12 protein-coding genes are annotated in these 12,849 nt (G+C 72.6%); 4 read left to right on the top strand and 8 right to left on the bottom strand.

Features of this window, described 5'->3' with window-relative positions:
* Positions 1-33: 33 nt before the first annotated feature.
* The 4 genes from NNL39_RS04745 to NNL39_RS04730 form a co-directional block, all read right to left on the bottom strand.
* Positions 34-714, bottom strand: a complete 681-nt coding sequence (locus NNL39_RS04745; RefSeq protein ID WP_255160549.1) for a response regulator — start codon at positions 712-714, stop codon at positions 34-36.
* A complete protein-coding gene (locus NNL39_RS04740) occupies positions 711-2,075 on the bottom strand; it encodes a sensor histidine kinase (protein ID WP_255160548.1) in 1,365 nt (454 codons plus the stop codon). The genes NNL39_RS04745 and NNL39_RS04740 overlap by 4 nt, the downstream gene beginning before the upstream one ends.
* Positions 2,076-2,172: 97 nt before the next feature.
* Positions 2,173-2,832 carry an SDR family NAD(P)-dependent oxidoreductase gene (locus tag NNL39_RS04735; RefSeq protein WP_255160547.1) on the bottom strand — a complete coding sequence of 220 codons (660 nt, stop codon included), beginning with the start codon at positions 2,830-2,832 and terminating at the stop codon, positions 2,173-2,175.
* Positions 2,829-4,304 carry a DUF6421 family protein gene (locus tag NNL39_RS04730; RefSeq protein WP_255160546.1) on the bottom strand — a complete coding sequence of 492 codons (1,476 nt, stop codon included), beginning with the start codon at positions 4,302-4,304 and terminating at the stop codon, positions 2,829-2,831. Before NNL39_RS04730 ends, NNL39_RS04735 begins: the two co-directional genes overlap by 4 nt.
* Positions 4,305-4,562: 258 nt before the next feature.
* Here NNL39_RS04730 and NNL39_RS04725 point away from each other — a divergent pair, with 258 nt between their 5' ends.
* Complete coding sequence (locus NNL39_RS04725; protein ID WP_255160545.1) at positions 4,563-7,139, top strand: LuxR family transcriptional regulator; 2,577 nt, start codon at positions 4,563-4,565, stop codon at positions 7,137-7,139.
* Positions 7,140-7,203: 64 nt separating this feature from the next.
* Here NNL39_RS04725 and NNL39_RS04720 read toward each other — a convergent pair whose 3' ends face one another.
* Complete coding sequence (locus NNL39_RS04720; RefSeq protein WP_255160544.1) at positions 7,204-7,674, bottom strand: hypothetical protein; 471 nt, start codon at positions 7,672-7,674, stop codon at positions 7,204-7,206.
* Positions 7,675-7,771: 97 nt separating this feature from the next.
* Here NNL39_RS04720 and NNL39_RS04715 point away from each other — a divergent pair, with 97 nt between their 5' ends.
* Positions 7,772-8,698, top strand: coding sequence for an AEC family transporter (locus NNL39_RS04715; protein ID WP_255160543.1), 927 nt, complete (start codon positions 7,772-7,774; stop codon positions 8,696-8,698).
* On the opposite strand, the gene NNL39_RS04710 is transcribed toward NNL39_RS04715, so the two are convergent.
* Complete coding sequence (locus NNL39_RS04710; protein WP_255160542.1) at positions 8,695-9,339, bottom strand: DedA family protein; 645 nt, start codon at positions 9,337-9,339, stop codon at positions 8,695-8,697. The two genes, NNL39_RS04715 and NNL39_RS04710, sit on opposite strands and share 4 nt — an antisense overlap.
* Positions 9,340-9,378: 39 nt before the next feature.
* Positions 9,379-10,224 (bottom strand): exodeoxyribonuclease III, encoded by an 846-nt coding sequence (locus NNL39_RS04705; RefSeq protein ID WP_255160541.1) that lies wholly within the window; start codon positions 10,222-10,224, stop codon positions 9,379-9,381.
* A gap of 30 nt (positions 10,225-10,254) precedes the next feature.
* Here NNL39_RS04705 and pyrE point away from each other — a divergent pair, with 30 nt between their 5' ends.
* Positions 10,255-10,803, top strand: coding sequence for an orotate phosphoribosyltransferase (gene pyrE, locus NNL39_RS04700; RefSeq protein ID WP_255160540.1), 549 nt, complete (start codon positions 10,255-10,257; stop codon positions 10,801-10,803).
* Positions 10,800-12,011 (top strand): hypothetical protein, encoded by a 1,212-nt coding sequence (locus NNL39_RS04695; RefSeq protein ID WP_255160974.1) that lies wholly within the window; start codon positions 10,800-10,802, stop codon positions 12,009-12,011. Before pyrE ends, NNL39_RS04695 begins: the two co-directional genes overlap by 4 nt.
* 22 nt (positions 12,012-12,033) lie before the next feature.
* On the opposite strand, the gene NNL39_RS04690 is transcribed toward NNL39_RS04695, so the two are convergent.
* Entirely contained in the window at positions 12,034-12,831 is a 798-nt protein-coding gene (locus tag NNL39_RS04690) for an HAD-IIA family hydrolase (RefSeq protein WP_255160539.1), read from the bottom strand.
* Positions 12,832-12,849 lie beyond the last annotated feature (18 nt).

The raw sequence follows: 12,849 nt of genomic DNA, 5'->3' as shown, positions 1-12,849 counted from the left end.
CGTGCGACGGGTGCGCATCCCCCGCGCGGGTGACTACGCGGTGTCGCCCCGCACGGCGACACCGTTCTCGTAGGCGAACACGACGGCGTGCACGCGGTCGCGCAGGCTGAGCTTGAGCAGCACCTTCGACACGTGGGTCTTGACGGTCGCCTCGCCGAGCCACAGCTCACGGGCGATCTCGGCGTTGCTGAGGCCCCGCGCGAGCAGGCGCAGCACCTCGGTCTCGCGCTCGGTGAGGTCATCGAGTCGTGCGTCGCGCGCGGCCGACGGCTCGCGCACGACGGCGGCGCGCTCGATCACGCGCCGCGTCACATCGGGCGCCAGCAGCGCATCGCCCTGGGCGACGACGAGCACGGCTTCGACGAGCTTCTCGGGACTCGCGTTCTTGAGCAGAAAACCGCTCGCCCCGGCGTCGAGCGCCGAGAACAGGTAGTCGTCGCGATCGAAGGTCGTCAGCACGAGCACGCCGACGGCAGGCCCCGGCCGGGCATCCCGCGCCGCGATGATGCGCCGCGTCGCCTCGAGGCCGTCCATGCCCGGCATCTGCACGTCCATGCACACGACATCGGGGTGCAGGGCGGCGACCTGCTCGATCGCCTCCGCGCCGTCGCGCGCTTCGCCGACGACCTCGATGCCCGGTTCGGACTCCAGGATCGTGCGGAATCCGGTGCGCACGAGGTCGTGATCGTCGACGAGCAGCACGCGCACGTTCACGCGGTGCCCTCCTCGAGATTGCTCTCCTTGACGCCGCGCTCCTCCACCACGAGCGGCACGGATGCCCGCACGAGGTATCCCCCACGGCTGCGTGGCCCGGCCTCGAGCGTGCCGCCGACGGCCGCGAGCCGCTCGCGCATGCCGACCTGCCCGAGCCCGCCGCCGGGCGCTGCGGAGCCGCGGGCGACCGCGCGCGCGCCGACTCCCGAGTCGGAGACCTCGAGCTCGACGACCTCCGGGGTGAAGCGCAGCCGCACCTCGAGCGCCGCGCTCGCCCCGGCGTGCTTGAGGCTGTTTGTCACGGCTTCGCGCGCCACCCGGTAGAGCGTGGTGTCGACCAGGGGGCCGAGCGGCACCGGTTCGCCGACGATCGTGAGGGTCGCCGGGCGCCCGGTGCCGCGCACTTCGTCGACCAGGGCGGGCAGATGGGCGGTCGTGCGTGTGCTCGGCCCGTCGGCGGCCTCGGTATCGCCGTCGGCGGTCGACCGCAGGGTCGACACGAGCCGGTGCAGCTCGTCGACCGCCTGCCGGGCGGACTGCTCGATCGCGGCGAGCGATTCCGCGGCCGCCGCGGCCGCGTCCGGTCGGTCGCCGCCGAGGGCGCGGCGCGCGGCGCCGGCCTGGATTCCCATGACCGAGACGTGGTGGGCGACGACGTCGTGCAGCTCGCGACCGATGCGCACGCGGTCGAGGGCGACGGCCTGCTCGGCCGTGCGCTCGCGTTCGCGGGCGAGTTCCTCGGTGCGCGCCTGCAGCTGCGCGCGCTCGCGGGCTGCCGCCCATGCACGGTCGCCGAAGGCCCAGGCGCCCGCGAAGTACAGGATGTTCGTGATGACGGTGATGAGCCCGACGGCGACGCCGGGCGCGATGAGCCCGACCCCGGCGTCGTCGGGCGCGAGGGAGGTGTCGAAGGCGGCGCGCGTCAGCTCCCAGAACAGCCAGAGGAACATGCCGCCGACGATGAGGACGCGCGCAATGAACGCTCGCCGCCGCGACGTCGACCAGGCGCCGATCGAGTACATGCCCGCGAAGATCGCGATATTGCTGAACAGCACCTCGGGCACGGCGTTGTAGACGCCGATGATGTAGACCGCTGAGACGATGACGGTGACGGTGACCGGGTAGCGCCGCCGCCACACGAGCGGGCCCGAGATGCCGAGCACCATGAGCACGGCCTTCCACGGCTCGGTCGGCTCGTCGAAGAACTCGGCAACCGAGTAGAGGGTGACCGTCGCCGAGGCGCCGATCGCGATCACGAGCGCGACGATCGCGTCGGTGCGCAGGCCGGCGCGGCCGGGTGCGGGGCGCATCCAGTGCCCGTCGGCGTCGACGGGCAGCACGGCGGGGGCGGTCGCGGTCACTCCAGCACGCTAGCCGCCGGCGACCGCCGCGGCATCCGTCGCGCGACGGATTCGCTCAGGGGGGTGAGGTCAGCGTGCTGAGGTCAGGGCGGTGAGGTCAGGACGCCGGAGTGAGTTCGACGAGCGCGCCGTTGAGCTGCTCGTGGTCGACCGACCAGAGCGCGGCGCAGGCGGCCGCGAGGTCGTCGACGGCGCCGAGCTCGTCGAGCGCTCCGACCACGAAGGTCACGGCCGCCGTCGGCGTGCCCTTCGCCCGCCAGCCGCTCGCAAGCGCCTGCACCCACGTCTCGGCCGCCGATTTGAGGGTGACGTAGTTGGCCATGCCCCACTTCGGCTGGGCGACGGATGCGGAGCTCACGATCGCCAGACGCCCAGCGCTCGACGCGCCGAGGTCGTCGCGCAGCTCGCGGCTGGCGACCCGCAGGGTCGTGAGCACCCGGCGCTCGAGCCAGTCGAAGTCGTCGGGCGCCGAGCCGCCGCGCCAGCCGCCCACGAGGTGCAGCAGGCCGTCGATGCTCGAGCGGCGGTCGCGCAGCTCGGCCGCCCACGCGGCGACGGCCACCGGGTCGGCGAGGTCGACGACCGCGGTCTCGGCCGCATCCACGTCGGCCAGCGACTCGGCTCGCGAGCCGACCGCCACGACGTGCGCGCCTGCCGCGGTGAGGGCGGCGCACACGGCCCGGCCGCCGATGCCGCCCGCTCCGGCGACGACGACCGTGCGGTCGGCGAGGGTGCGGTCGGCGAGCGGGGCGGTCACGCGGTGCGGCCGATGATGCCCGCCGTCGACTCGATGACCTGCGCCATCTTCTTGTGCAGGGCCTCGTAGAACATCGAGAGCGGGAACTCGTCGTCGAGCACGAGATCGGTGTAGCCCTTGAGCGGGCCGGCGAGCACCTCGTCGCTCAGGCCGCGCGCCCAGACCGAGGCCGGGTGCGGGGTGAGCGTGCTCGAGACGAGCTCGTACGCCTTGAGCCAGTGCACCGCCTTGGGCCGGTCGATCGAGGCCCAGTACAGGTCGTTGATGGCGTCCGAGAGCGCCACGACGACGTCGGGAACGGCGTCCCAGTCGATCGTGAGCTGGGTGTCGGTCCAGTGCAGCACGCCCTTCTGGTGCATCCACGCGAAGAGCAGCTGGCCGCCGACGCCGTCGTAGTTGCGCACGCGCGTGCCGGTGATCGCGAAGCGGAAGATGCGGTCGAAGATGACGGCGTACTGCACGAGGCGCGCGTGCTGGCGCGTCACCTCGTCGGTGCCCTCGGCACGCCACAGCGCGACGGCCTCGCGGAAGGCCGTGAGGTCGCAGCGCAGCTCTTCGAGCGTGTAGAGGAAGAACGGCATGCGCTGCTTGATCATGAACGGGTCGAACGGCAGGTCGCCGCGCATGTGCGCCCGGTCGTGGATCATGTCCCACATCACGAAGGTGCGCTCGGCGAGCGCCTGGTCGTCGAGCAGCGCGAGCGCGTCGTCGGGCAGGTCGAGCTTCGTGATCTCGGCGGCGGCACGCACGACGCGGCGGTAGCGCGCGGCCTCGCGGTCGGCGAAGATCGCGCCCCACGTGAAGACGGGCAGCTGGGCCGGCGTGCCCTCGGGAGCCCCCGCCGGCACGCGCGGCGTGACGGCGACCGATTCGGGGAACAGCACGGCCGAGTTGGTGTCGTAGCCGGGCGTGAAGTCGGCGAATCGCAGCCCGAGGTACAGGGCGTTGCCGTAGGCGCTCGCCTCGAGCTCGGCGATGAAGTCGGGCCAGATGACGTCGAAGACGACGGCCTCGACGAGGCGGTCGGCCGAACCGTTCTGGGTGTACATCGGGAACACGACGAGGTGAGCGACACCGTCGCGGCGCTCATCGGCCGGGCGGAACGCGTCGAGCGCGTCGAAGAAGTCGGGCACGGCGAAGCCGCCGTCGGCCCAGCGCTCGAAGTCGACGGCGCAGGCCTCGAGGTAGGCGGTGTCGTACGGGATCAGCGGGGCGAAGTGGCGCAGCGCCGCGACGATCTCGGCGACGTGCTGCGCGGCCTCGGCGTGGTGATCCGACTCGGGGATGCTGCCGTCGTGCACCTGCAGCGGGCGCAGGGCCTCGGCGGCGTGCTTGAGGCGCGACCAGGCAAGGTCGGCGACGATCTGCGCGCTCGTGAGCGCAGCATCCGCACCCCGCACGCCGAGGGCGTCTTCGACGACCTCGGGCTCTCCGATGATGCTGCTGCTGCGCGTAGCGGTGGTGTCGGTCATGGGGTTCCCTCCTTCGTCGAGCTCGTGCGGGCGCGTTCCCTCTCGAGCCTAGGCACGGGATCGCCGCACGTGGTTGTGATCGACGCACGAAACGTGCGCAGACGCCCGGAATCGCGCGTGCAATCGGTGTGGCGGGGGCGCGGGGGCGCAGGATGCTCGCCTGAGAATGCGCGCGACGACGCGTGTTAGCGTGACCGAGCGGGAGCCGGGCACTGCTCGCCCCGCATCGACGACGGTGCGCACGCGAGGAGACGCGGGATGGGGACGTGGCCGATCGTCGCGCGCGCCGCGATGCTCGACGAGCTCGTTGACGGCCTCACGCGCACGCCGCCACGCTCGCAGCTGCTGCGCGGTCCGAGCGGTGTCGGCAAGACCACGCTCGCCGCGGGTGTTGCGGCGGCGCTCGCCGCGCGAGGCCGCACGATCGTGCCCGTCGTGGCTCTCGACGAACTGCGCGACGTGCCGCTCGGTGCGCTCGCGCCGTTGCTCGCCTCGTCGAGCATCGGCGAGCACGACGATGTCGCCGCGCGGCTGAGCGAGCTCGTGGCGCTCGTCGGGCGGCACGCCGACTCGTACCTGCTCGTCGTCGACGACGCCCCGCTGCTCGACCCGGCCTCGGCCGCCGCGCTCTACCAGCTCGTGCGCGTGTTCGCCGTGCCCACGCTGCTGACGGCGCGCGACGAGCACCCGCTCACGGGCGCTGTCGCGCGCCTGCTGCACGAAGACCTGCTCACGGTGACCGAGCTGGCGGGCCTGTCGCTCGACGAGACGCGCACGGTGCTGCGGCGACACCTCGGGGCCGATCCCCGACCGGAGTCGCTGCAGCGCCTGCACGGTGCCACCGCGGGCAACCCTCTCTTCTTGCGCGAGCTCACGCTCGCCGCCCAGCGCGGCGATCGCGTGCGGCCCGGCCCCTATGGCATCGAGATCGACCCCGTGCGACTGCCCGACCACGTGCTCGAGACCGTGGCCGGTCGCCTCGCCGATCTGCGCCCCGCCGAGCGCCGGCTCGCCGAGCTCATCGCGGTGGCGCAGCCGTGGCCGCCCGCGGCGACCCTGCCCGACGAGCGCGCGATCGTGAGCGACCTGCTCGACGCCGGCGTGCTCATGCCCGCCGAGCCCGTCGACGCCGGGTATCTGCACCTTGCGCATCCCGTCTACGCCGAGGCCCTGCTCGCGGGGCTGCGCGCCGACGACCGCGCCGAGCGCCGCCGCGCCGCCGCCGAGCGGCTGCTCGCGCTCGACGATGAGCCGCTTCGGTTCACCGCGCTGTGCCTGCTCAGCGACGGCGGCGGCGACCTCACCCCCGCCGAACTCGTCTGGGCGGCCGAGTTCGCGCACCGCGCGGGCGACCACGAGCGCGCCGCGCAGGCCGCCGAGCGCGCACTCGGCCTCGCGCCGGATGCTCCCGCCGCGCTCGTGCGCGCGAGCGCCCTGAGCGCGCTCGGGGGCGACGCGGCCGAGGTGGATGCCGCGTTCACGCTGGCCGCCGACCTCGCGCCCGATGCGGAGGCGCGCGCCCGCGTCGAGGTGCGCTGGGGCCAGCACACCGCGCTGCGCGCGCACGACCCCGCGCGCGCGGTGCAGCGAGCTCTCGCCCTGCTGCCCGAGCTCGGCGACGCGAGCGCGCTGCTGACTCCCGACCTCGCCAAGTGGCGCCTCATGGCGGGCGACGCGAGCGCGCTCGACGAGCCCCTGGTGGCGCAGGCCGAGGCCGACTCGGCGGCGGCGCTCAACGCGGCGATCGGCATGGCCATGATGGCGACGATGGCCGGACGGGTCGACGAGGCGCGGCAGGCGGTCGACGCCGGCCGGCCGCTCGCCGATCGCTTCGCCGCCGTGCAACCGTTCGCGGGCGGACTGCTCGACCTCTCTGCCTTCCTCGTGCTCGTCGCGGAGGGGCGCATCGCCGAGGCGCGTGAGCACGCCGAGCAGCGCCGACTGCAGCCCTTCGCCGACTCGGCCGGAGTGTGGTCGTACGCCCTCGCCCTCGTGCACCTGCACGCGGGGCGGCTGCGCGACGCCCTGCCGCTCGCCCTGCTCGCGATCGAGCAGCTGCGCTGGCGCGACTTCACGGGCCTCGTCGGGGCGGCGACGGCGCTCGGAGCGACCGTGCACGCCCAGCTCGGCGAGGCCGAGCCGGCGCGCGCTCTGCTCGACGCGCTGCAGCCGGCACACCGCGACGACGTGAAGGTCGTGCTGCAGGCGGCCGAGGCCGAAGCCTGGCTCGCGGTCGTCGCCGACGAGCCCGATCGGGCGGCGGGGATGCTCGTTCCCGCGATCGCGCGCGGCGTCGAGTTGGGTCACCTGCTGCTCGTCGCCCTCACGGCCTCGGTGGCCGTGCGGCTCGGGGCGGCGGCCGAGGTGCGCGGGCCGCTCGCGGCGGCGGCCTCGGCATCCGGATCGCCGCTCGTGACGGCGGTGGCGGCGCTCGCCGCCGCGGCGGCCGACCGCGACGCGACCGCGATCGTGGAGCTCGCGCCCGACCTCGAGCGGGCCGGTCTCGTCGCGACGGCGCAGGCGATGCTCGAGCGCGCGGCCGAGTGGGCGGGGGACGACCGCATGCTCGAGCGCCGGGCCCGCGTGCGGGCGGCCGAGCTCGGGCTCACGATCGTGCCGGTGCGGACGGCCCGCTCGGCCCGTTCCGAGACGGGGCTGACCGAGCGCGAGTGGGTCATCGCGCAGGCGGCTGCGCGCCGCGAACGCAGTCGCGAGATCGCCGACCGCCTCGGGGTCTCGGTGCGCACCGTCGACAACCACCTGGCGAGCGTCTATCGCAAGCTCGGCATCAGCGGTCGATCTGAGCTCGAGAGCGAGCTGCGCGGGCGACTCTGACGGGTGTCGTCGTCGCCCGCGCCCCCGGGTCGGAAGAGCGCTTGTCGCTGGTGGGGAGCGGGCGCTACTGCGTGATCGGCGTGATCGTGTACTGCACCTGGCCCGTGCCGTCGGCGTTCGCGGCGACGACGACGTTCACCGTCCACGTGCTGTTCTCAAAGGTTCGCGACGAGGCGTCATCGCTCACCTGGAACTCCGCGACCTGCGTGAATCCCGCGTCGAGCAGGTCGGTGTACGCGGCCTCTCCGGCGGCGACGCTCGGGGTCTCGATCGCGGCGGTGTAGATGTCCGCCGTGGCGGCGGAGAACTGCACGGTGCCGCCGACCGTCGGCACGTCGGCGGGCCAGCTGTCGGGCAGGCTCGCGCCCGTGCCGTCGACGTCGACGTCGACCCCGGTCTGGTCTTCGATGATCTGCTCGACGCCGCCCTCGACGAGGCCCTCGGTGAGCTGGTCGAGCGGATTGGCGAAGCAGCCGCTGAGCGTGAGGGCGAGACCGAGGCTCAGGGCGGTGATGGCGGGAACGGTGCGACGCATAGTGGACTCCAGTCGTTCGGAATGCTGTGTGCGTCCAGTGTGCTCCTCTTGCGCGCGCGATTCCATGAGTAGTCCCTACTTGCGAGACACTGTCCCTATGGCTGGTGTGCTCATCGGATTCGCGATCATCGGAGCGGTGATCGCCGTGGGCTACCTCGTCGGCCGCCTGGGCATCCTGGGCCCGCACGCGGAGTTCGTGCTCGGGCGCTTCGCGTTCTTCGTGCTCTCGCCCGCCCTGCTCTTCACCGTGCTCGCCGAGGCCGATGCGCGGCAGCTGTTCTCGGCGCTGCTGCCCGTCTCGGCGATCGCCGCCCTCACCTGCATGGCCGTGTTCGCTCTCGTCGCCCGGCTCGTGTGGCGACGGGCCGTGCCCGAGACGACGATCGGCTCGCTCGCCTCGGGCTACGCCAACGCGAACAACATCGGGCTGCCGATCGCCGCCTACGTGCTCGGCGATCCGGCCTTCGCCGCGCCAATCATCCTGCTGCAGCTCGTCATCCTCACGCCCATCGCGCTCACGATCCTCGACGTCACGACGAGCGGCACCCTCTCGGTCGGGCGCGTGCTGAGCCAGCCCATCCGCAACCCGCTCATCATCGGTTCGGCGCTCGGCCTGCTGCTCTCGGTGACCGGGGTCGAGCTGCCCGAGGCGGTCATGGAGCCCTTCCACCTCATCGGGGCCGCCGCGGTGCCGACCGTGCTGCTGCTCTTCGGCATGTCGCTGCACGGCCGGCGCATCCTCGAACCCGGATCGGGGCGCCGCGACATCCTGCTCGCGGTGAGCCTCAAGATCGTCGCGATGCCCACCATCGCGTGGGCGATCGGCGCGTTCGTCATCGGGCTCGATGGCCTGCCGCTGTTCGCGGTCGTCGTGCTCGCGGCGCTGCCGACCGCGCAGAACGTCTTCAACTACGCGGTGCGGTTCGAGCGCGCGGTGCCCGTGGCGCGGGATGCTGTGCTCATCACCACCGTGCTCTCGGTACCGGCGCTCATCGTGATCGCCGCGCTGCTCGCGCCGCGCTAGGGCTGCGGGGGCGTCGGCGCCTCGTCCTCGGCCCGGCGTCGGCGAACGAGCCGCACGACGCGCCACGCGATGAAGGCGACCACGACGATGATCGCGATCACGAGCACCGCCCGGCTGTACCGCGAGGCGATGTCTTCGACGACCACCCAGTTCTCCCCGAGCACGAAGCCCAGCACCACGAAGAGCGTGTTCCAGATGCCGCTGCCGATCGCCGTGAGCAGCAGGAACAGCCACAGCCGCATGCGATCGATACCCGCGGGGATCGAGATCAGGCTGCGCACGATAGGGATGAAGCGTCCGATGAGCACGGCCACGGGGCCGAAGCGATGGAACCACCCCATCGTCTTCGTCACGTCGGCACCGCTCATGAACGGGATGCGGTTCGCGAGGTGCACGAGACGCTCTTCGCCGATCGCGCGGCCGAGGTAGTAGAGCACGACGGCGCCCACCAGCGAGCCGATCGTCGTCGCGATGATGACGCTCACGAGGTCGAACGAGCCACGGCTCGCGGTGAAGCCCGCGAGTGGCAGGATCAGCTCGCTGGGGATCGGCGGGAAGAGGCTCTCGATCGCGACCAGCAGCGCGGCCCCGAACACGCCGAGAGTCTCCATGACGCTGATGGCCCACTGGTCGATGCTCACGGGTGTCGACCTTACCGGCCGTGGCCGAGCGGGGCGCGTCTAGAAGATCATCGGGCGATCGTCGTCGTCGTCATCGCCGACGAGATCGACCAGCACGGGCACGTGATCGCTGGGGGCGTCGCCCTTGCGCTGCTCGCGCTCGATGCGCGCATCCGCCACCCGGTCGGCGAGGCCCGGCGAGCCGAGGATGAAGTCGATGCGCATGCCCTCGTCGCGCGGGAACCGCAGTTGCTTGTAGTCCCAGAAGGTGTAGCCGGTCGGCACGAGCGGCCGCACGACGTCGGTCAGTCCCGCCTGCTCGAGGGTCGCGAAGGCCTCGCGCTCGGCGGGCGAGATGTGGGTCGACAGTCCGGGCACGAAACTCGGATCGCCCATGTCGGCGTCGGTCGGGGCCACATTGAAGTCGCCCATGAGCGCGAGCGCGCCGCCCGGGTTCGCACCGAGCCACCGCGCGCTGTCGTCGGCGAGCGCGCGCAGGAAGCGCAGCTTGTAGTCCATGTGCGGGTCGTCGAGCCCGCGGCCGTTCGGCACGTAGAGGCTCCACAGCCGCACGTCGTCGACCGTCGCGCCGATCGCGCGGGCCTCGAGCGGAGCATCCTGACCCGAATCAGGATCGTGGCCCTTCGCGAAACCGGGCTGGCCGCTGAAGCCGATCTCGATGTCGGTCATCGGCAGGCGGCTCGCGATCGCGACGCCGTTCCACTGGTTGAGGCCGTGCAGCACGACCTCGTAGCCCGCGGCCTCAAAGGGCTCGAGGGGAAACTGCGCGGGCGTGCACTTGATCTCCTGCATCGCGAGCACATCGACATCGGCGTTCACGAGCCAGTCGACGACGCGGCCGTGGCGGGTACGGATGGAGTTGACGTTCCAGGTGGCGATGCGCATGGGCCCAGCCTACGAACTACAGTGAACGGTGTGACCGAGGCCCGCGATCAGCTCATCCAGTACATCCGTGATGAGGCCGTGTTCCACGGCGAGTTCACGCTCACGAGCGGTGCGACCGCGTCGTACTACATCGACCTGCGCACGGTGAGCCTCGACCACCGGGTGGCGCCGCTCATCGGGCAGGTCATGACCGACCTGATCGCCGACATCCCCGACATCGCCGCCGTCGGCGGGCTCACCATGGGCGCCGACCCGGTCGCCTCGGCTGTGCTGCACCAGGCCGCCGCTCGCGGGCTCGCCTACGACGCCTTCGTCGTGCGCAAGGCCCCGAAAGATCACGGCCGGGGCAAGCAGGTCGAGGGCCCCGCCGTCGCGGGCAAGCGCGTCATCGTGCTTGAAGACACGTCGACGACGGGCGGTTCACCGCTCACGGCGGCCCGCGCCCTCGAAGCCGCCGGAGCGACCGTCGTGGCCGTTGCCGTCGTCGTCGATCGAGCGACGGATGCGCGGCGCGTGATCGAGGAGGCGGGCTACGAGTACCGTGCCGCGATCGGCCTGACCGACCTGGGGCTCGCATGACCGACGAGCGCGACCGCGACGACGAGACGGGCGCCTTCGACGCCGACGAGTGGTTCCGCATGCAGTTCGGGGGCGGGGCGGAGGAGAAACCCGCGCCCGAGCCCGTGGTGCCGCCGGTGGCGCCGCCGCCCGTGTTGCCGCCGGTCGCGCCGCCGCCCGCGGCCCCGCCCGTGGCCCCGCCAGTCGCGCCACCCGTCGTTCCGTCGGCTTTCCCTCCCCCGCCGCAGAACCCGCCGCCGCAGGCCCCGGCACCGCTCCCCCCGAGCCCGCTGACCCCACCGCCGCTGACCCCGCCGCAGTTCACGCCGGACCCGCTGACCCCGCCGCCGCTCGTCGAGCCCGCCGCGTTCCCGCCGCCGACCGCCATGCAGCCCTCGTTCCCCGACCCGGGCGCGACGCAGCCCATCGTCGAGCCCGAGCCGACCCAGCCCGCCGAAATCGTGCCGCCCGTCGGCGATGCCGCGACCGAGCTGCTGCGTGAGCCCGAGCAGGGCGGCGCTCTCGACGAACTGTTCGGGGTCGAGAGCTTCCAGGAGTACGACGAGGCCCTGATCCCCGCGGCGCCGCGCGCGACGCGTCGCGCCGACGGCGAGGCAACGGCGGATGCGCCGCGCGCGCCGCTCGGCCGCACCCAGAAGATTCTGCTGTGGGTCGCGGGGTCTCTCGTGGCGGTGCTCGCCCTCGTGGCGATCTTCGCGCTCGGTACGCGCATCCCGCTGCTGCTGGGCCCTGCCCCCGGTGCCCTGCCCTCGCCGACACCGAGCCCGACCCCCGTCGAGACCGACATCGCCGCGCCCGTCGGACCTGTCGCGCCGGGAGAGTACCGCTGGGACGAGCTGCTGGGCGGCGAGTGCCTCGAGCCCTACGTCGACGCCTGGCAGGAGACGTACACGGTCGTCGACTGCACCGTGCCGCATACGGCGCAGCTGGTGGTGCGTGCGGCGTTCCCGATCGCAGAGGGCGCCGTCGACCAGGGGCCGTTCCCGGGGGAGGAGGCCCTCGCGGCCCAGATCCCCATCCTGTGCAGCGCCGAGGGCGTGCTCGACCTCGCGATCGCGGGCAACGTGACCGACCTGCAGGTGCAAGGCGCGTTCCCCGTCACGGCCGAGCAGTGGGATGCGGGCGAGCGCGACTACTTCTGCTTCGCGAGCCGCGCCTCGGGCGAGCTGCTCGGGCGCTCGATCGCGGGCCCCGGCATCGCGGGCTGACCCGGGGGCTGACGCCCGCGGGCTACAGCTCGGTCTCGATCGGCCGCGGGTCGACGAGCTCGTGCACGCCCTGCAGAATCTCGTCGGGGCGGAACGGGTAGCGCGCGATCTCGGCGTCGTCGCTGATGCCCGTGAGCACGAGCACGGTGTGCAGGCCGGCCTCGATGCCCGCGACGATGTCGGTGTCCATGCGGTCGCCGATCATGGCGGTGTTCTCGCTGTGGGCGCCGATGCGGTTCATCGCCGAACGGAACATCATGGGGTTCGGCTTGCCGACGACGTAGGGGTCTTTGCCCGTGGCCTTGGTGATGAGCGCCGAGATCGCGCCCGTCGCGGGCATCGGTCCGTCGGCGCTCGGACCGGTCGCGTCGGGGTTGGTGGCGATGAAGCGCGCACCCTGGCCGATGAGGCGGATCGCCTTCGTGATGGCGTCGAAGGAATAGTTGCGCGTCTCGCCGACGACGACGTAGTCGGGGTCGGTCTCGGTCATGATGAAGCCGGCCTCGTGCAGCGCCGTCGTGAGGCCCGCCTCGCCGATGACGTAGGCGCGGCCGCCCGGAATCTGGCTCGCGCAGAAGTCGGCGGTCGCCAGGGCGCTCGTCCAGATCGACTCCTCGGGCACGTCGAGCCCGCTCGCCCGCAGCCGCGCCGCGAGATCGCGCGGCGTGAAGATCGAGTTGTTCGTGAGCACGAGAAACGGCGTTCCCGTGTCGCGCCACTGCGCGATGAGCTCGACGGCGCCCGGCAGGGGAGTGTTCTCGTGCACGAGCACGCCGTCCATATCGGTCAGCCAGCACTCGATCTCGCGGCGGTCGCTCATGCGCGTCAGCCTACTGGC

The sequence above is a fragment of the Microcella humidisoli genome (assembly GCF_024362325.1).
GTDB classification, from domain to species: Bacteria; Actinomycetota; Actinomycetes; order Actinomycetales; family Microbacteriaceae; genus Microcella; species Microcella humidisoli.
Note: the sequence above shows the minus strand (reverse complement) of the source record. Positions and strands in the feature narration are given on the sequence as shown.